This is a genomic window from Ferrovibrio sp. GW821-FHT12B10 (assembly GCF_058807515.1).
On sequence record NZ_JBXAQT010000001.1, the window covers coordinates 1,922,717 to 1,941,097 of the forward strand.

An 18,381-nucleotide genomic window follows, 5' to 3' on the forward strand; every position below is an offset into this window, starting at 1 on the left:
ATGACCACGATTTACCGCATCATTTCGGCCACCGACTGGGCGGCCGCGCAGGCCGCCGGGGTATTTTCCGGCACCGCCCATGACATCCGCGACGGCTTCATTCATTTCTCCACCGCGAAGCAGGCAGCCGAAACCGCAGCCAAGCATTATGCCGGCCTGACCGACCTGCGGCTGCTGTATGTGCGCGATACGGCGCTGACCGCCCCGCTGAAATGGGAGAGGTCGCGCAACGACGATCTCTTCCCGCATCTGTATGGCAATCTCCCGGTTGCGGCCGTGCATCGCGTCGAAGAGCTGCGACTAGGCTTCGACGGCCGCCATGTGTTTCCGGAGCTGGAGCCGTGACCGGATTCGTTGGCGATCCGCTGTGGCAGCAGCCGGTCCGTTCCTACAATGTCGTCGCCATGGCCGACCGGGCCGTGCAGGCGGCGGGAGCAGCGCTGCTTGACACGGTGGCCGGTCTGGCCGGCGGACATGCCATCCTGCATGTGGCGCCGTTGTCGGTTCTGCATCTTTCGCTCTACAGCATCGCGCCGGTGCGCCAGGCGTTCGACAAGGACGCCTACTGGGCTGGCGTGCAGGGAATTGCTGTATCCACGGTGCAGGACTGGTGCCGGCGACATGCAATGCCGACCCTGCGCTTTCGCCATATCAAGGCCACGCCCACGGCTGTCATCGCCATAGCCGAATCCGATGATGCGATCTGGAACCTGCGCCGCGAAATGGCCGCCGCCCTGCCGCCGCCGCCCGGCGGTGCGCCGCGCTATGACCTGATCCACCTGACGCTGGCTCGCTACGCACAGCCACAGGCCCTGCCGGCTGATTTCGCCGGGCGCATCGCGGCCCATCCGGTCGCTCTGGATTTTCCCGTGCGGGAGGTGATGCTGATGCGCGAGACGCAGTATCCTTCCCTGGCCTATGAACCGCTTTCAACCCAGGCGCTGTCCGCGCCGGAGACCGTGGCATGACTCTTTATCGCAATCTTGTCTGGCCGCTGGTGCGCAACCTCGATGCCGAGACTGCCCATCGCCTGACCCTGAAGGCCCTGAAAACCGGTCTGGTGCCGTGCATCGGCGGTACCGATGATCCAGTGCTGACAACCACGCTGTTCAACCAGCGCCTTGCAAGTCCGGTCGGTCTGGCCGCGGGTTTCGACAAGAATGCCGAAGTGCCCGATGCGATGCTGAAGCTCGGCTTCGGCTTCGTCGAGGTCGGTGGCATCACGCCGAAGCCTCAGGGTGGCAATCCGCGCCCGCGCGTCTTCCGCCTGGAGGAAGATCGCGCGGTGATCAACCGCATGGGCTTCAACAACGATGGCCTTGACGTCGCCGCCGCGCGGCTGGAGGCGCGCCGGGGGAAGACGGGTCTGGTCGGCGTCAATCTTGGCGCCAACAAGGATTCGGCCGATCGCCCTGGCGACTACGCGATCTCCTACGCGCGGCTGGCGCCGCTCTGTGGCTTCGCCGTGGTCAATGTCTCTTCACCCAACACGCCGGGCTTGCGGAATCTGCAGGGCCGCGAAGAGCTGGACGCCTTGCTGAAACGTTTGCAACCGCTGCATGCCCAGTACCGCGCGCCGCTGCTGGTGAAGATCGCACCGGATCTCGCCGACGAGGATATCGATGCCGTGGCCGAACTGGCGCTGCGCTATGGGCTGGACGGCATCGTTGCCAGCAACACCACGATCGCGCGTCCGGACACGCTGAAGAGCGGCAATAAGGCTGAGACCGGCGGCCTGTCCGGCCAGCCGCTATTCGAGAAATCCACCGCCGTGCTGAAGCGCCTGCATGAACAGGTCGCCAGCCGCACCACGTTGATCGGCGTCGGCGGCATCGGGTCCGGCGAACAGGCCTATGCGAAAATCCGCGCCGGCGCCTCGGCCGTGCAGCTCTATTCGGCGCTGGTCTATGAAGGCCCGGCCCTGGTGGCGCGTATCAAGGCCGAGCTGGCGGCCCTGCTGAAGCGCGATGGATTCAAGAGCGTGGCTGAGGCGGTGGGCAAGACGTAAGTCGTGATGGCGGGCCAAGGCCGGCTATTCACGGGGTATCAAAAATAAAAACGGCGCCACCAGGGCGCCGCTTTCACTGAATGAATACGAGTGCTTACGCGTTCTTCACCGGATTGCGCAGCAGGCCGACCTTCTCGATCTCGATCTCGATCATGTCGCCGTCCTTCATGTAGACCGGCGGGTTGCGCTTGGTGCCGACGCCGCCCGGGGTGCCGGTGGCGATCACATCGCCGGGTTCCAGCGGCGTGAAGGTCGTCACATACTTGATGATCTTGCGGATGTTGAATGTCATCAGCTCGGTGTTGGACTTCTGCATCACCTGGCCGTTCAGGCGGCTCTGGATTTCCAGCGCCTGGGCATCGGGGATTTCATCCGCCGTCACCATCCACGGGCCGAAGCCGCCGGTGGCGACGAAGTTCTTGCCCGGGGTGAATTGACCGGTATGGGTCTGCCAGTCGCGCACCGAGCCATCGTTGTAGCAGGAATAGCCGGCCACGATGCTGAAGGCGTCGGCTTCCGAAACCTTGTAGCCGCGCTTGCCGATGATCACGGCCAGTTCGGCTTCGTAATCCAGCTTGTCGGACTCGGCAGGCTTCAGCAGGGGCTGGTTATGGGCGACCTGGCTTTCAGGGAAGCGCACGAAGATGGTGGGATGGCCCGGCGGCTCGCGGCCCATCTCGCGGCGGTGTTCGTCATAGTTGACGCCGACGCAGACGATCTTGCCCGGATTGGGAATGACCGGCAGCAGGGTCGTGCCCTCCAGCTTGGCGTCCGCCGCGGCGCCCTTGGCGGCGGCTTCCACCTCGGCCAGTGCGCCGGCCTTCAGCACCGCGACCAGATCGGGATATTTGGAGCCCAGCTTGGCACCCACGTCGACGATGCCGTCACCACTGACGACGCCATACGAGCTCTTGCCATTTCGGACGAAGCTCACCACTTTCATCGCACTGCTCCCTCAAAGCCTAACAGGAAAATAACGTGGATTAATCGGGGGCAAACGATAGGCTTCGCCCGCCACACGGATCAAGCCCCCCAACGCGAAATCGGCGAGCCTGACGTCGCCCAACCTAATCAATCGCTCCAGCCCTGCCCATCATGACCGACTTGAAAAAATCACTACCCGCCTTGCTGATTTCGCGACTCTGGCCGCGTGCCCGGCCCGATCTGCGCCGCCGAGTGGTGATCGCCTTCGGCTTCCTGGTCGCGGCGAAACTGGTCAATGTTGCAGTGCCATATCTGTTCAAGCAGGTGGTGGACCATATGGACCACGGGGTTTCCGCGGGCCAGGTGGCGCTGATGAGTGTGGTCGGCCTGGTGCTGGCCTATGGTCTGGCCCGCATGGGTGCACAGGGTTTCGGCGAGTTGCGCGACGCCGTATTCGCCAAGGTGGCCCAGGCCGCCATCCGCAACCTGGCGCTGGAAACCTTCAATCACCTGCACGCACTGTCCCTGCGGTTCCATCTGGAGCGTCAGACCGGCGGCCTTTCCCGTGTGATCGAACGCGGCACCAAGGGCATCCAGTTCGTGCTGCAGTTCATGACCTTCAACATCGTGCCGACCATTGTCGAGATCGGCCTGGTCGGTGGCGTGCTGTGGTGGCTCTATGGCTGGACCTTCGCCCTGATCACGGTGGCCACCATCGGCGGCTATATCTGGTACACGCTGGCGATCACCGAATGGCGCACCCAGTACCGCCGGGTGATGAACGACGAGGACCAGCGCGCCAACACCCGCGCCATTGACAGCCTGCTCAATTACGAGACGGTGAAATATTTCACCGCCGAGGCGCATGAGGCGCACCGCTTCGACGATGCGCTGCAGAAATATGAACGCGCCGCCGTAAAGACCCAGGTTTCCCTGTCCGTGCTTAACCTGGGGCAGGGCGCCATCATCTCGGTCGGCCTGATCACGCTGATGACGCTGGCCGTCATGGGTGTGCGCGACGGGACCATGACGTTGGGCGACCTGGTGATGGTGAATGCCTATCTGATCCAGCTCTACATGCCGCTCAACTTCCTTGGCTTCGCTTATCGCGAGATCAAGCAGGGCCTGATCGACATGGAAGGCATGTTCAAGCTGCTGGTGGTGCCGGAGGAAGTGCAGGACAAGCCCGGCGCGCCGGACCTGCAGATCAGCCGTGGCCTGGTCGAATTCACCGACGTGCATTTCTCCTATGATCCGCGCCGCGAGATTCTGTCCGGTGTCAGTTTCCGCATCGCACCCGGCGCCAAGGTCGCCGTCGTCGGGTCGTCGGGCGCGGGCAAGTCGACGCTGTCGCGTCTGCTCTATCGCTTCTACGACATCCAGGGCGGCAGCATCCGCGTCGACGGCCAGGATATCCGCGATGTGACGCAGCTTTCGCTGCGGCAGGCAATCGGCATCGTGCCGCAGGATACGGTGCTGTTCAACGACACCATTCTTTACAACATCCGCTATGGCCGCGTCGGCGCATCTGATGAAGAGGTGATGCAGGCCGCGAAAATGGCGCAACTCGATCACCTGATCGCGCGACTGCCCGATGGCATGCAGACCATGGTGGGTGAGCGCGGCCTCAAGCTCTCGGGTGGCGAGAAGCAGCGCGTGGCGATTGCGCGCGCGCTGCTGAAGAACCCGAGGATCATGGTGTTCGACGAGGCGACCTCGGCGCTCGATACCCATACCGAACGTGAAATCCAGGCGGCCTTGAGCCGCGCCGCCGAAGGCTGCACCACGCTGGTGATCGCGCATCGGCTCTCCACCGTGGTGGATGCCGACGAAATCATTGTGCTGGATCAGGGCCGTATCGCCGAGCGCGGCCGTCATGAGGCGTTGCTCGATCACAACGGCTTGTATGCCGCGCTGTGGCACAAGCAGCAGCAGGCGCGCGAGGCCGAGGCCAAGGCCGGCGGCGCCACCGTCGCCGTGCTCTCGGCGGCGGGCGATTGAGCAACAAAAAAGGCCGGCCCAGGAATATCTTTCTGGGCCGGCCCTTTCGTATCGCGTGAAGCGAAGGCTTAGTCGGCTTTCGCGCCCGAAGCCTTCACCACCTTTTCCCACTTCGCCAGTTCGACCTTGATATAGGCGGCGAACTCGTCGGGCGTGTTGCCGACGGCGACCGCGCCCTGCTGTGCCATCTTCTCGGTCAGGTCAGTGGTCTTCATTGCCTTGACGACATCGGCCTGGATCTTGGCGACGATCTCCTTCGGCGTGCCGGCCGGGGCCAGCAGGCCGAACCACGAGGCCGCCTCGAAGCCAGGCACGCCGGCTTCGGCAATGGTCGGCAGGTCGATGGCGGGCGAGCGCGTGGCCGTGGTCACGGCCAGCGCCTTCAGCTTGCCGGCCTTCACATGCGGCAGGGCCGAGGGCATGTTGTCGAACATCACCTGCACCGAACCGCCCATCATGTCGGTCAGCGCCGGCGCCGAGCCCTTGTAGGGGATATGCTCCATCGCCACGCCGGTCATCACCTTGAACAGCTCGCCCGAGAGATGGATCGAGGTGCCGTTGCCGCTAGAGGCCATGTTCAGCTTGCCCGGATTCTTCTTGCCGTATTCGATCAGCTCCTTCACCGAGTTCACGGGGAGGGCGGGATTGATCACCAGCATGTTCGGAACGGCAGCGACATTGGTGATCGGCGCAAAGTCCTTCACCACGTCATAGGGCATCTTCTCGTAGAGGCTGGCATTGATCGCATGGGTGCCGACCGTGCCCATCAGGATGGTGTAGCCATCGGGGGCGGCCTTGGAAACCATGGCCGAGCCGATGTTGCCGCCGGCGCCGGCGCGGTTGTCGACGATCACCGGCTGGCCCCAGGCTTCCGACAGCTTCTGGGCGGTCAGGCGTGCGACGATGTCGGTGGTGCCGCCGGCCGGGAAGGGCACAACCATGGTGACGGGCTTGGACGGATAGGCCTGCGCGAAGGCCGAGCCAGCCACGAGAAGGGCGGCGGCCGCGGTGAGGGTGAAGCTGCGAAGACGCTGCATGGGCGTCATGGTAGTCCTCCATAGATCCGAAAGTTCAGTAGACAGAGTCCTAGCATGGCCAAGCGGGCCGGAAAATCGTCCGATGGCTGCCATATTTTTGCGCAAGGCTCTGGCCCGGTAGGTCTTTAAGCCGAGGGCGGCAATCGCTACATTGCAGGCCGCATGCTGCACACATCACTTTTCCGTAGAGGATGACCGCGTCCATGGACACGATCCGTTCCGTTCTGGTGCCGATCCATCGTGAAGGCTGGAAGTTCATCGCCATCTTCGCGATCGTCACCCTGATCCTGTTCTGGGTCGCCAAGCCGCTGGGCTGGCTGGGTGTCATCCTGACCTGCTGGTGCGCCTATTTCTTCCGCGACCCGGCCCGCGTCACCCCCGACCGCGAAGGCCTGCTGATCTCGCCGGCCGATGGCGTGGTGCAGATGATCGAGCGCGCCGTGCCCCCGGAAGAGCTGGGCATGGGCACGGATGCCCGCACCCGCATTTCCGTCTTCATGAATGTCTTCGACGTGCATGTGAACCGCGCCCCGGCCGAGGGGGTCGTCACCGCGCTCGCCTACCGCCCGGGCAAGTTCCTCAATGCCGCGCTCGATAAGGCCAGCATCGACAACGAACGCCAGTCGATGCGGCTCAAGCTGACCTCGGGCAAGGAGATCGCGGTTGTCCAGATCGCCGGCCTGGTCGCCCGCCGCATCCTCTGCGAGGCCCGCGAGGGTGAAACCTACAAGGCCGGCGAGCGTTTCGGTCTGATCCGCTTTGGCAGCCGCGTCGACGTCTATCTTGACGACGGCATGGTGCCGCTGGCCATCACCGGCCAGCGCTGCATCGCCGGCGAGACGGTGATCGCCGAGGACGGCGCCACCGAGCAGCCCCGGACGGGTACGGTACGTTAATATCACTGTAAGACCGCCAGACTAGTCTGGCGGTCACAGGAGACCACGATGCCGATGAAGCCGATCAAGCTGCGCAACCTGCCGCTCAACACGCTGGCGCCGAATATCCTGACCATCATCGCGCTGTGCTCCGGCCTGACGGCCATCCGCTTCGCGATCATGGGTCAGTTCAAGTTCGCGGTTTTCGCCATCGCCACTGCGGCGCTGTTCGACATGCTGGATGGCCGTGTCGCGCGCCTGCTGAAAGGCGCCTCGAAATTCGGCGCCGAACTTGATTCACTTTCCGACTTCCTCAGCTTCGGCGTCGCGCCGGCCATCGTGCTGTATTTCTGGACGCTGAATACGCTCGGCGGTGGCAACACCGGCTGGGTTGTGGTGCTGGCCTTCGCGGTCTGCGCCGCGCTTCGTCTGGCCCGCTTCAACACCGCACTCGACGATGCCGAGAAGCCGGTCTGGACCGGCAGCTTCTTCACCGGCATTCCAGCACCCGCCGGCGCCGGCCTCAGCCTGCTGTTCCTGATCATCAGCCTTGAACTGGAAAGCGATTTCTTCCGCTCGGCCGGCCTGAATGCGATCTGGATGCTGGTCATCGGCGGCATGATGGTCAGCCGCGTGCCGACCTATTCTTTCAAGCGCGTGCGCGTGCCGCGCGAATATATCGGCCTGGTGCTGCTGGGCGTCGGCATCCTGGTCGCCGGCCTGCTGAACCAGCCGTGGTACACGCTGGCCGCCATCGAGATCGCTTATATCGCCTCGATCCCGTTTTCGCTCAAAGCCCATGAGCGGCTGAAGCGCGGCGATCACGGCACGGCTGCCACGGTGGTCGGTGAGACCGTGACGACGGCGGCCCCTGCGGATGACAAGCCGGTAGAGCCGCCGCGCAGCATCCTGCACTGACGCAAAGCGACGGCCACTGATTTCAGTGGCTCTTGCGGCGGCGTTCCTCGATCTTTTCCTTCAGCCGACTGGCGAAGGTGCCGCCATCCTTCTTCTGCGCCAGGAACAGCTCGATCGCCAGAGTGGCGCGTTCCTGGTCGGTCACCGGCGGGCCTTTCTTGGCGATCTTCTCGGCCAGCTTCAGCAGCTGGGGGTTCAGGCGCGCGCGCAAGGTGCGGATCTGCTCGGCCAGCTGGGCCCGCAGCTTGCGGCTCTCCACCTCTTTCTGGGCCTCGTCCTTGGCCGGGCCGGTATACTTCTGCGGCGGCTTGGGGGTGGCGGGCGCGGCGCCGAACAGGCGGCTCAGCAGGCCGGGTTTACTCGCCTTGGGCTTGGACAGGAGCAGACCTCTTCCCGTTGCAGTTATTAATAATTGTGCCGGGCACCGGCAGTGAAACTTTAAGTTCTTGTAAAGCTTACAGGACCATCATACATCTGTCTTATGAGCATGATCATCCCACCTGGCGCGCCCATGCCGCAAGCCCAGCCGGCCCAGGCTCCGGCGACCCCTCAGCAGGTCGCGACGGCGGCCCAGCAGGCTGCCGCCGTGTCGGGCATGCCGGTCGGCAACCAGACCCGCCAGGCGGCGGTCGCATCAGGCAATACCAGCAACTCGGCCAACGGCAAGCGGGAAAAAGGCTCGAAATCCGACAACAACGCTGCCGCCACTGAAGCCAAGACCAACAGCCCGCGTCCGCGCGGCATGGGTCGCCGGGCCGATCTCAGCGTCTGATCGCTTCACATCTTTCTGTGTCATCTGAAGATTCGTAGACGCGGCAGGAAACCCTGCGGCGACTGCGGCGTTTGCCCTGACATCCATGCCTGTCAGACAGAGGAGCGCCGTCGTGAATCCGATGCAGTATCCGCGTTTCGCGCGTCCCGCTTTCACCAGCAGCGGCCTCACCACCATCGAACGTGGCGCCAAGCTCTATTTCGCCGAGGATGTGCAGCCGCTGGTGATGCAAGCCTGCCGCGCCCATGGCATCGGCTTCGATCTTTTCGCCACGCGCTTCTCCATGCCGCGCGGGCAGCTTGTGCTGATGCTGAAGGGCCATGACGCCGTGCCGCGCCAGACCAAGCGCGTGATCGAGGATTTCGTGCTCAAGGGCCTGAGCCTCAGCACCGGCCTGACCGCTTGGCAATCGGTCGCCGCCACCGCCGCGGATCGCCTGTAAACCAGGGCTTTTCGCCATCTGGGGCCTGCGTCACGCATTTGTCCCGTGCTGATCACCGAACCATCCACGGCCGGCGGAAACTTCTCCGGCCGTTTGTCTGTTGTCTCCGGGATACGGCCACCCCGCGCCCAACCTCGCTTCTGCGACCGGAGACGCCCGATGACCCTGCTCTATGACGTTCAGCAAGACGACGATTTTCTGGTCGATGACGGCCTGCCCTGCCTGCGCCGGGATGGCCGCGTCTATTACCTGCGCGATGTGCAGCCGCAGGTGCTGGATGCCTGCCGGCGCTTCGGCATCAGCTTCGAGCTGCTGGCGGAAAAACTCGGCATGATGCGGCCGGCGCTGGTGCTGATTCTCAAAGGCTACGATCCGGTGCCGCCGAATCTGAAGACCATGCTCGATCGCATGGTCGTACAGGCGACGCAGATGCAGATGGAGTCCGTGACGGCCGAGGAACCGGCGGCCGAATCGGCGCCGATTCGCGAGCCCGAAACGGCAATCGAGCCCCCGTCGGCATCGGCTGCGCCGCAGACCGTCACCATCATGTCGGTGCCTGTCCCCGAGGCGCCGCGTCCTGATGACGAGGCCGTGCTGACCGTTGCGGCCGAAGATGTGGTCATACCCGATGTTGTGTCGCTCGACCGGCTGGCCTCTCCCGGCGTACCGGCCGTGGGATTCGCTGCGGGCCTGCCCGCGTTCACGCCAGGCCTGCGTCGCACCGTGCGTCGGCGCGCTGCATTACGACCGACATGACGCGCTCGGGCCTGTCGGTCTGATGGGGGTCAGTTTTTGTTAACCTAACCCATCCACTCTCCCCCGCGTGACACGTGATTCGACACATGATTCGCCTGAGGGGGATAAAGACATGCCGGCCCGCATTCGGCACCTGCGCACCATACTTGCGTCCATCAACGAGCAGCTGCAGCAGGATGATCTTCGTCCCGACGCCCGTGCTTATCTCGAACGTACAGCCGATGCCTGCCGCACGGCGATCCGCGATCTGGCCATCAAGCTGTAAGGCGTAAGCTCTAGGTCGCGATTTTCGCTGTCGGCAGCAGCCGCTTCAGCAGGCCGGCATTCACCATCAGACCAAGCAGGATCAGCGCCGCGCCGCCCAGCTTCACGGCGGATGGCGTCTCGTCCAGCACGAGTCCGGCGCTGATCAGGCCGAACACCGGCACCAGCAGGGTGAACGGCGCAACGATGCTCGCCTTGTACTGCCGCAGCAGGAAGCTCCAGGCGGCGAAGCAGGCCGTGGTGGATAGCAGCCCGATATAGAGCACCGCCATGATGCCGCGCGCATCCAGCGACTGCAGCGCCGTGGTGATCGCGGCTTCGCCCTCGAAAATCCAGGACAGGCCGAACATCGGCAATGGCGGCACCGCGCTGACCCAGACCATGAAGGCCAGCGGCCGCGGCGCGGCCGTCTTGCGGGTCAGGATATTGGCAAAGCCCCAGCAGGCCGCCGCCAGGATCACCAGGCCGAAGGCGACGAGCGATGCGCCCACACCCATGTCGAGGCCGATCACGGCCAGGCCGCCGGCGGCGATCGCCATGCCGCTCCACTGCATCGCGCCGGGTCGCTCCTGCAGCAGTAAGGCTGCGAAGACCACGCTGAACAGTGCCTGCGCCTGCATCACGACAGAAGCCATGCCGGCCGGCATGCCATGTGCCATGGCGATGAACAGCAGGCTGAACTTCATCACGCCCAGCACCAGGCCGGTGCTGATCACCCAGCGCCAGGACACGCCCGGGCTGCGGAAGATCAGCAGGAAGGGCAGGCTGGCCACGGCAAAGCGCAGGCCGTTGAACAGCAGCGGCGGGAAGGCGTCGAGGCCGAGCCGGATGACGACGAAATTGAAGCCCCAGATCGCGGCGATCAGGACGGCAAGCGCAACATGCGGAACAGACATGAGATTCCTTGGGGGAAGGCAAAACCTTTATGATTTGGCGCAGAGTGCCGCCGCGCCTGCGCGCAGGCCAGCAGAAAATTGTCGGGATGCATTTCAGCGCGGATAGGATTACCAACAGCTTAGCGTGAGGCGTCATTGTCCGGCTGCAATTCCGCCCTCGACAGCATGCCGCAGGCACCGTTAGGCAGTTTCGCGATTTCAGAACCGGGACCTTCTCGCCATGACCGACCAGCTTCTGCCCAGCCAACGCCATCTGTTCGATATCCCGGCCGATATCGCCTACCTGAACAGCGCCTATATGGGGCCGATGCCCAAGGTCGCGGTGGCCGCCGGCGAGGCCGGCATGCGCGCTAAGCAGAGGCCATGGACGATCCGTCCAGTCGATTTCTTCACCGAGTCCGAAGCCGTGCGCGGGCTGTTCGCAACGCTGGTGAATGCCACGGCGGACGACATCGCCATCGTGCCGTCGGTGTCCTACGGCATGGCGGTGGCGGCCAATATCCTGCCGTTGAGAAAAGGCCAGACCATCATCACGCTGGCCGAACAGTTTCCCTCCAACATCTATCCCTGGATCGAGCTGGCCAAGCAGGCGTCGGCCGAGTTCATCAACATCCCGCGCCCCGGTGACGACGACTGGACGTCGCTGGTGCTGGCGCGGATCGACAGCCGCACCGGAATTGTCGCCCTGCCGCATTGCCATTGGACCGATGGCGGGTTGCTCGATCTCGTCGCCATCGGTGCGGCCTGCCGCAAGGTGGGCGCGGCGCTGTGCATCGACGCGACGCAGTCGATGGGCGTGATGCCGTTCGACGTGAAGGCGATCCAGCCCGATTTCCTGGTCGCGGGCGGCTACAAGTGGATGCTGGGGCCGTATTCCTTCGGCTATCTCTATGTGGCGCCGCGCTGGCAGTCTGGCGCGCCCGTCGAGCATAACTGGATCGCGCGCAAGGACTCCGAGGACTTTGCCGGCCTGGTCGACTACAAGTCGGACTTCCAGCCGGGCGCGCGCCGCTTCGATGTGGGCGAGCGCAGCAACTTCGCGCTGACGCCGGCGGCGAAAGCCTCGCTGGAGCTGCTGCTCGACTGGGGCACCGCGCGCATCTATGCGACGCTGAAAGGCCGCAACGATCGCACGGCCGAGCGCGCCCGCGCCGAACTGGGGCTGGACAGCGTGGCGGCCAACCGACGCGCCGGGCATTATCTGGGGCTGCGTTTCCCCGCCGGCGTGCCGGCCGACCTGCCGGCGAAGCTGGCGGCTGAGAATGTCTTTGTCAGCGTGCGCGGCAAGTCGATGCGGGTGACCCCGCATCTCTACAACACCGATGCGGATATCGACCGGTTGTTCAGCGTGTTGAAGGCATCGCTCTAGAGCTAGCCGGCCATGCCGCTGACGCTATCGCTGCCGTCGATATCATCGGCCAGCGGAATGCGATAACGGTGCTGATAATCGGCATTGACCATGGCATGGGTATCGTCGCGGCTGTAGCGGAAGAACACCGTGGCGCTGATGATATGTTTCACCGCGCCGGTGCCGTCAGCCAGCGGCAGGCTGATGCGCTGCAGCGCCAGTGAATAATTCCATTGCGGCAGCATGCTGCTCAGGCCGTGCAGAATGGCGCACGGCGGCTGCAGCACCGCATGGGCCATGTCGAACAGGCGCTCGCGGGTGGGCGATTCGATCAGGTCGCCGAGATATTTCTGCCGCACATCCTGGCCATAGAAATCGTTGACGCTGCCACCGGCCAGCCGGAAGCGGAACTTGTTGCCGCCTTCGTGATTGAGAATGCAGATTTCCGGCAGATGTCGGCCGAGGCTGATCGGATCGATGGCGGTGATCGGGGGAATGCGATTGCCGGTCGCGGCATAAAGGTCGAGCCAGTGACGGACGAGCGCCTGATGCGCCGGCAACGTCATTGCGCTCAGCAGGGAATTGAAGTCGTTCGCCATGCCCGTCCCAATCCTCTCATTGCAATACTGCGGCGCAATGGCGGGGCTGGCAATCGGAATTATGGTCTGCGCTAGGCGGCTTCCTGCGATTCTGCCGCAAGTGCGCGTTGGACGGAGGGTCGCGCGGCCATGCGGTTGCGGTGATCGATCACGCGCGGCAGGCGTGTGATGTCGACGCCATCGGCCTCCAGCCATTGCGCCAGCGTGAAGAGGTATGCGTCGCAGATCGTATAGGTCTCGCCCATCACCCAGGGACCGGCCAGCATGCCGTCCTCGATCAGCGCAAACCCTTCATAGACGCTCTGCGGCACCTTGCGCTGCATGGCGGCAATCGAGACGGCGTCTTCGGCATCGACCCAGCGATAACCGCGCATGCGATGGGCATGCGAGATATGGACGGTGGAGCAGAGATAGCTGTTGAAGGCCTGCACCTGGGCGAAGGCGAAAGCATCGTCGAGCGGCGCAAGCCTTGCGGCAGGATAGCTTTGCGCGATGAAGGCCAGCATAGCGGGCGTCTCGGTCAGCACGCCGCGCTCCGTCACCAGCGCCGGCACGCGGCCCTTAGGGTTGAGCGCCAGGAATGCGGGCTTCTTCTGGTCGGCGGTCGCAAAGCTGATGCGAGTGGTAGTGTAGGTCGCGCCAGCATCTTCCAGGGCGATATGCGAGGCGAGGGCGCAGGTATTGGGGGCGTAATAGAGATTCAGCATGCAGCAGGCCTCTCGCGTTCCCGGGTGTCAGACGATCGGATACCAGTAGTTTATTTCCGGCGCCAGGTGGCCTTCCGGATCACGGTTGAAAATCGAATTGCCCAGAATATGCCGCACGCGGCCGCTGGTCTTGTCGCGCAGCGGCAGGGTCAGGCGCTCGAAGGAGCGCGGCATGTGGATGTCGGGCACATTGGTGTGCACGCGCTGAAAACCGGCGCAGGGCCGTTCCAGAACCTGCCGCGACTGTTCCATCAGCACCGATACGACGGCCGGCGGGAACAGGTCTTCGTAATAGAGGCCCTTGGTGCTGCGACCATACCAGGCCACCAGGGTTTCGCCCATCAGGCGGAAGCGGAACCGGCCGTCATCGGTGGCGTCGACGATCCAGGCATCGGACAGCGCGCGTGGGAAGTTCAGTGGATCGATCTCGGCCAGCGTGGGAATCTGGCGGTCGCGGCTGAACAGCGACAGCCAATGCTCAGCCACGGCGCGGTGGCCGGGCAGGTCGATATCGGCAAGAAGAGTGTCGAGCGAGCGGTCCATACTGGCGAGGCTGACATTAAAAAAAGCCCGGGCAGCATAGCCGCCCGGGCCATCGGTTCAATTGTCAGCGCCCGCGCAAATCAGCGCAGGTTACAGGCCTGAAATCAGGTACCGCGACCCCAATAGCCGCAATAGCGCCGGGCGACGAAGGGCAGGTTGTTGGCATAGCCGGGCCAGCTTTCATATTTCGGCAACTTGAATTCCTTCTCGGCGGTGTCCCAGCATTTGCCATCCTGGGCCAGCTTTTTCATCTCGGCCGAGGCATCCTGCAGGAATTCCAGCTGGGCGCGCACGTCGTCCTTGGTGCCCAGACGATCGTTCGGGCCGGGATGACCAGGGATCATGCGGGTCCAGTCCATGGCCAGCATCTTTTTCATGAAGGCCTCGGTTTCCACCGGATGGAAATCGATCATGCCGCGCCCGGGCACTGCGCCGACCGGAATGGTGTCGACCACGAAGATGATCTTTTCCTTGGGCAGGCGCATCACCAGCGTCGAGTCCGAATGATTGAGGCCATGATAGCTGAGCTCGATCTTGGTGCCGCCCAGTGTGATGGTGCGGCCCTTGTCGTCGACGATCTCATCGGGGATCACGGTATGCGGATCCTTCAGCGGCACCAGGCGCTGCTTGGCGCGGCGATGCGCGATGAAAACGGCGCCGGCATCCTTGAAGGCCTTGCCGCCGGCGATGTGGTCGAAATGATGATGGCTGTAGATCACGTATTTGACCGGCTTGTCGGTCACCTTGCGGATCTCGTTCAGGTAATCCTGTCCGCCGGTCGGCTTGCCATAGGCGACCGGATCGGTGGCGATCACGCCTGCCGATGTCACCACGAACATCGCCTGGTGATTGCCATTGCGGAAGATGTAGACGTTGTCGGTGCCTTCCACCTTGGTGGTGGCGATCGGTGGGCGCGCCGGCTGCTGCGCACGCGCCGGCATCACGGCAGTTGCCGCAAGCACCAAGCCGGCGGCGATGGTCAGAATCCGTTTCATGGTTGTCCCCGTTCCCTGTCTATGAACCGGCCTGCGTTTGTGACCGTTGTTGTGCCGGAGACGACAGGGTAGAGCGGACCGGGCCGCGATGCAGGCCAACTTTCGGTGATCAGCCAGAATGAGTGAGGGTTTGCGCTGCATCACGCTCCGGCTGCGGAGGACTGCGCGAGCAAACGGAGCTGTCCCAGCCTTCCTGCGGTCGGCCGCCGTCTACTTAAAGAAAAGGTAACGCCGCAGGCAGGTTGCACCCGCCTGCGGTCATGCCTGCTTTATTCTGTGGCGTTGCCGTTGAGATCGGCCGGATTGGGCATGCCGAGTGCATGGAAGCCGCTGTCGACATGGATCACTTCGCCGGTGACGCCGGCGCCCAGATCGCTGAGCAGGAACAGCGCCGTGCCGCCGACTTCCTCGAGCGAGGCATTGCGACGCAGCGGGCTGTGCTGGGCAGTGAACTTGAAAGTGGCGCGGGCCGAGCCGATGGCCGAACCGGCAAGCGTGCGCATCGGGCCGGGCGACACGGCATTGACGCGGATATTCTGCGGGCCGAGATCGACGGCGAGGTACCGCACGCTGGCTTCCAGCGCCGCCTTGGCCACGCCCATCACGTTGTAGTTCGGCATCACGCGCGTGCTGCCTTCATAGGTCAGCGTGATCAGCGAGCCGCCCTTGGTCATATAGGGCTGGGCGAGGCGCGCCACTTCGGTAAAGGAGTAGCATGAGATCAGCATCGAGCGGCCGAAATTACCGCGCGTGGTGTTGAGATAGCGGCCTTTCAGCTCTTCCTTGTCGGAATAGGCGATGGCATGCACCACGAAATCGATCTGGCCGCCAAACGCCTTGGCCACCGTCTCGAAGGTCTGGCGCATCGAAGCTTCGTCTTCGACATCGCAAGGGACGACGGTTTTCGCACCGATGCTCTCGGCCAGCGGCCGCACGCGGCGCTCGAAGGCGTCGCCTTGGTACGTGAAAGCCAGTTCCGCGCCATGCTTGTGCAGCATCTCGGCGATGCCCCAGGCGATGGAATGGTCGTTGGCAACCCCCATGATGAGGCCGCGCTTGCCGCTCATCAATGCACGCGTATCGGTCATGTCTGGTCTGTTCTTTTTTGTATCGTTAAATTTGAGGCGGGTGAGGTCAGGCGTCGTAGCGCTGGAAGATCAGCGAGGCATTGGTGCCGCCGAAGCCGAAGGAGTTCGACATCACGCGGTTCAGCGTCACGTTGTCCTTACGCGCACGCACGATGGGAAAGCCCTCGGCGCCAGGATCAAGGTTTTCGATATTGGCCGAAGCCGCGATGAAATTGTCGCGCATCATCAGGATCGAGTAGATCGATTCCTGCACGCCGGCGGCGCCGAGCGAGTGACCGGTCAGCGATTTTGTCGAGCTGATCGGCGGCACGGCATCGCCGAACACTTCCTTGATGGCGTTCAGCTCAGTGATGTCGCCGGCCGGCGTCGAGGTGCCGTGCGTGTTGATATAGTCGATCGGCGCGTTGTGGCCGGCACCGCGGCCGGCTTCCGCCAGCGCCAGCTTCATGCAGCGCACCGCGCCTTCGCCCGAGGGGGCCACCATGTCGGCGCCATCGGAGGTCGCGCCATAGCCGACCAGTTCGGCATAGATCTTGGCGCCGCGCGCCTTGGCGTGTTCCAGTTCCTCGACTACCAGGATGCCGCCGCCGCCGGCGATCACAAAGCCGTCGCGATCCTTGTCATAGGCGCGCGAGGCCTTGTCGGGCGTGGCGTTGAAGGAGGATGACATCGCCGGCATGGCGTCGAACAGGCAGCTCAAGGTCCAGTCCAGCTCCTCGCCGCCGCCGGCGAAAACGATGTCCTGTTTGCCGAGCTGGATCAGCTCGGCGGCGTTACCGATGCAATGCGCCGAAGTCGAGCAGGCGGAGCTGATCGAGTAGTTCACGCCCTTGATCTTGAAGGCGGTGGAGAGCACGGCCGAGCAGGTGCTCGACATCGCGCGCGGCACCATGAAGGGGCCGATCTTCTTCGGGCCGCCCTTTTCACGGGTGATGTCGGCCGAGGCGACCAGGTTACGCGTCGACGCGCCGCCCGAGCCGACGATCAGCCCTGTGCGCTCGTTGATGATGTCTCCGGCCTCAAGGCCGCTATCTGCGATCGCCTGTTCCATTGCCAGATAGGCATAGGCCGCGCCATCGCCCATGAAACGCTTCTGGCGGCGGTCGATGGCGGCCTCCAGATCGATCTTCACCGTGCCATGCACCTGGCTGCGGAAATTCAGCTTGGCGTATTCCTCGGCAAACACGATGCCGGAACGACCAGCCTTCAGGCTGTCGGCCACTTCCTCGGCATTGTTGCCGATGGAGGAGGTGATGCCGAGACCGGTAACGACGACGCGACGCATGGCGTAGGGCTCCTGTTATGCGGCCGTTCCGCGCAGGGCGGACCGCAATGACATTGCTTTCAATAAATTCCCGGCCGTCCGAATCATCCTGTCGGAATGCGGCAAGCGGTTATATGCGGCCGATCAGGCAGCGGCGGGGGCCAGGCCGTCAGGGAACACGCCGACACGCATGTCCTTGCATTCATAGGCCGGCTTGCCATCGATGAACATCGTGCCATCGGCGATCGCGATGCCGAACTTGCGCAGCAGCAGCTTCTTGATGTCGATCTTGTAGGTGATCTTCTTGGCCGCCGGCGTCACCATCTCGGAGAACTTCACTTCACCGACGCTGATCGCGCGGCCACGGCCCGGCGCTTTGGTCCAGCCGAGGAAGAAACCGATGAGCTGCCACATGCCATCCAGCCCTAAGCAGCCCGGCATGATCGGGTCGTTTTCGAAATGGCAGGGGAAGAACCAGAGGTTGGGCTTGATGTCGAGTTCGGCTTCGATCTCGCCCTTGCCGTACTTGCCGCCATCGCTGACAATTTTCACAATGCGGTCGATCATCAGCATCGGGGGTAGCGGCAGGCGGGCATTGCCCTCGCCGAACAGCTTGCCATGTGCGCAAGCCAGCAGATCCTCGTAGCTGTAACTGTTCTTCTGTTCCACGATCGTGAAATCCTCAACCCGTCTGGCGCCTTTCCGCAGGTCCATGATCGGACCGGTCTCCGGCGCATTTTATGTGGCGGATTCCGCTTAAGTCGCGGGCCCGCCATCGCCTTCCGGGCACAATGTAGTGATCCCCCGGCCAGCCGCAACAGTTTCGTTGCATCTTGTTACAATGGCGCGATCACCTGGCCCCTGGGAGCCGGAAAAGTTCGCGGTCGGACTAATTGGTTATTGAAATCAATTATTTGGGAGAAATTACACCAATACCGACAAAT

22 protein-coding genes are annotated in these 18,381 nt (G+C 63.5%); 11 read left to right on the forward strand and 11 right to left on the reverse strand.

From position 1 onward, the window contains the following. From AC1RRT_RS09790 to AC1RRT_RS09800, 3 genes are read left to right on the forward strand one after another with little or no spacing between them, the layout of a single operon-like run. Positions 1–345, forward strand: a complete 345-nt coding sequence (locus tag AC1RRT_RS09790; RefSeq protein ID WP_493013605.1) for a DUF952 domain-containing protein — start codon at positions 1–3, stop codon at positions 343–345. Beyond that, complete coding sequence (locus AC1RRT_RS09795) at positions 342–968, forward strand: hypothetical protein (RefSeq protein WP_493013606.1); 627 nt, start codon at positions 342–344, stop codon at positions 966–968. Before AC1RRT_RS09790 ends, AC1RRT_RS09795 begins: the two co-directional genes overlap by 4 nt. After that, positions 965–2,008 (forward strand): quinone-dependent dihydroorotate dehydrogenase, encoded by a 1,044-nt coding sequence (locus tag AC1RRT_RS09800; protein ID WP_493013607.1) that lies wholly within the window; start codon positions 965–967, stop codon positions 2,006–2,008. The genes AC1RRT_RS09795 and AC1RRT_RS09800 overlap by 4 nt, the downstream gene beginning before the upstream one ends. Before the next feature lie 94 nt (positions 2,009–2,102). On the opposite strand, the gene AC1RRT_RS09805 is transcribed toward AC1RRT_RS09800, so the two are convergent. After that, the gene (locus AC1RRT_RS09805; RefSeq protein ID WP_493013608.1) at positions 2,103–2,951 is read right to left on the reverse strand and encodes a fumarylacetoacetate hydrolase family protein; all 849 of its coding nucleotides are present in this window, start codon (positions 2,949–2,951) and stop codon (positions 2,103–2,105) included. 152 nt (positions 2,952–3,103) lie between these two features. On the opposite strand from AC1RRT_RS09805, the gene AC1RRT_RS09810 reads away from it, so the two are divergent. After that, positions 3,104–4,933, forward strand: a complete 1,830-nt coding sequence (locus AC1RRT_RS09810) for an ABCB family ABC transporter ATP-binding protein/permease (protein ID WP_493013609.1) — start codon at positions 3,104–3,106, stop codon at positions 4,931–4,933. A 68-nt stretch (positions 4,934–5,001) separates the two neighbouring features. Here the strand turns inward: AC1RRT_RS09810 and AC1RRT_RS09815 are convergent, their stop codons facing one another. Beyond that, on the reverse strand, positions 5,002–5,979 hold the full coding sequence (locus AC1RRT_RS09815; protein ID WP_493013610.1) for a Bug family tripartite tricarboxylate transporter substrate binding protein: 978 nt from the start codon (positions 5,977–5,979) through the stop codon (positions 5,002–5,004). Positions 5,980–6,173: 194 nt separating this feature from the next. Here AC1RRT_RS09815 and AC1RRT_RS09820 point away from each other — a divergent pair, with 194 nt between their 5' ends. Together AC1RRT_RS09820 and pssA are read left to right on the forward strand one after the other, a co-directional pair. Beyond that, complete coding sequence (locus AC1RRT_RS09820) at positions 6,174–6,866, forward strand: phosphatidylserine decarboxylase (RefSeq protein ID WP_493013611.1); 693 nt, start codon at positions 6,174–6,176, stop codon at positions 6,864–6,866. A gap of 48 nt (positions 6,867–6,914) precedes the next feature. Next, entirely contained in the window at positions 6,915–7,763 is an 849-nt protein-coding gene (pssA, locus tag AC1RRT_RS09825) for a CDP-diacylglycerol--serine O-phosphatidyltransferase (protein WP_493013612.1), read from the forward strand. A gap of 22 nt (positions 7,764–7,785) precedes the next feature. Here the strand turns inward: pssA and AC1RRT_RS09830 are convergent, their stop codons facing one another. Next, positions 7,786–8,022, reverse strand: a complete 237-nt coding sequence (locus tag AC1RRT_RS09830) for a hypothetical protein (RefSeq protein WP_493013613.1) — start codon at positions 8,020–8,022, stop codon at positions 7,786–7,788. A 222-nt stretch (positions 8,023–8,244) separates the two neighbouring features. Between AC1RRT_RS09830 and AC1RRT_RS09835 the strand changes: the two genes are divergently transcribed. From AC1RRT_RS09835 to AC1RRT_RS09850, 4 genes are all read left to right on the forward strand, one after another. Beyond that, positions 8,245–8,535, forward strand: a complete 291-nt coding sequence (locus AC1RRT_RS09835; protein WP_493013614.1) for a hypothetical protein — start codon at positions 8,245–8,247, stop codon at positions 8,533–8,535. Positions 8,536–8,647: 112 nt separating this feature from the next. Further along, positions 8,648–8,977, forward strand: coding sequence for a hypothetical protein (locus AC1RRT_RS09840; RefSeq protein ID WP_493013615.1), 330 nt, complete (start codon positions 8,648–8,650; stop codon positions 8,975–8,977). Between the two features lie 159 nt (positions 8,978–9,136). Beyond that, positions 9,137–9,733: a hypothetical protein gene (locus AC1RRT_RS09845; RefSeq protein WP_493013616.1), complete on the forward strand. Its 597-nt coding sequence runs from the start codon at positions 9,137–9,139 to the stop codon at positions 9,731–9,733. 112 nt (positions 9,734–9,845) lie between these two features. Next, on the forward strand, positions 9,846–9,998 hold the full coding sequence (locus tag AC1RRT_RS09850) for a hypothetical protein (RefSeq protein ID WP_492979605.1): 153 nt from the start codon (positions 9,846–9,848) through the stop codon (positions 9,996–9,998). Positions 9,999–10,008: 10 nt separating this feature from the next. Here AC1RRT_RS09850 and AC1RRT_RS09855 read toward each other — a convergent pair whose 3' ends face one another. Then, a complete protein-coding gene (locus AC1RRT_RS09855; protein WP_493013617.1) occupies positions 10,009–10,893 on the reverse strand; it encodes an EamA family transporter in 885 nt (294 codons plus the stop codon). Positions 10,894–11,113: 220 nt separating this feature from the next. Between AC1RRT_RS09855 and AC1RRT_RS09860 the strand changes: the two genes are divergently transcribed. Next, positions 11,114–12,262 (forward strand): aminotransferase class V-fold PLP-dependent enzyme, encoded by a 1,149-nt coding sequence (locus AC1RRT_RS09860; RefSeq protein ID WP_493013618.1) that lies wholly within the window; start codon positions 11,114–11,116, stop codon positions 12,260–12,262. A gap of 2 nt (positions 12,263–12,264) precedes the next feature. Here AC1RRT_RS09860 and AC1RRT_RS09865 read toward each other — a convergent pair whose 3' ends face one another. The 7 genes from AC1RRT_RS09865 to fabA all read right to left on the reverse strand — a co-directional run bounded on the left by AC1RRT_RS09865 (position 12,265) and on the right by fabA (position 18,151). Continuing rightward, a complete protein-coding gene (locus AC1RRT_RS09865) occupies positions 12,265–12,840 on the reverse strand; it encodes a PAS domain-containing protein (protein ID WP_493013619.1) in 576 nt (191 codons plus the stop codon). Positions 12,841–12,911: 71 nt separating this feature from the next. Next, positions 12,912–13,547 (reverse strand): glutathione S-transferase family protein, encoded by a 636-nt coding sequence (locus AC1RRT_RS09870; protein ID WP_493013620.1) that lies wholly within the window; start codon positions 13,545–13,547, stop codon positions 12,912–12,914. A 27-nt stretch (positions 13,548–13,574) separates the two neighbouring features. Further along, positions 13,575–14,090, reverse strand: coding sequence for a PAS domain-containing protein (locus AC1RRT_RS09875; RefSeq protein ID WP_493013621.1), 516 nt, complete (start codon positions 14,088–14,090; stop codon positions 13,575–13,577). A gap of 104 nt (positions 14,091–14,194) precedes the next feature. After that, the gene (locus AC1RRT_RS09880) at positions 14,195–15,085 is read right to left on the reverse strand and encodes an MBL fold metallo-hydrolase (RefSeq protein WP_493013622.1); all 891 of its coding nucleotides are present in this window, start codon (positions 15,083–15,085) and stop codon (positions 14,195–14,197) included. A gap of 269 nt (positions 15,086–15,354) precedes the next feature. Then, entirely contained in the window at positions 15,355–16,173 is an 819-nt protein-coding gene (locus AC1RRT_RS09885; RefSeq protein ID WP_493013623.1) for an enoyl-ACP reductase FabI, read from the reverse strand. Between the two features lie 46 nt (positions 16,174–16,219). Beyond that, positions 16,220–17,458, reverse strand: a complete 1,239-nt coding sequence (gene fabB / locus AC1RRT_RS09890; RefSeq protein ID WP_493013624.1) for a beta-ketoacyl-ACP synthase I — start codon at positions 17,456–17,458, stop codon at positions 16,220–16,222. A gap of 123 nt (positions 17,459–17,581) precedes the next feature. Then, on the reverse strand, positions 17,582–18,151 hold the full coding sequence (gene fabA, locus AC1RRT_RS09895) for a bifunctional 3-hydroxydecanoyl-ACP dehydratase/trans-2-decenoyl-ACP isomerase (RefSeq protein ID WP_493013625.1): 570 nt from the start codon (positions 18,149–18,151) through the stop codon (positions 17,582–17,584). Between the last annotated feature and the right edge of the window lie 230 nt (positions 18,152–18,381).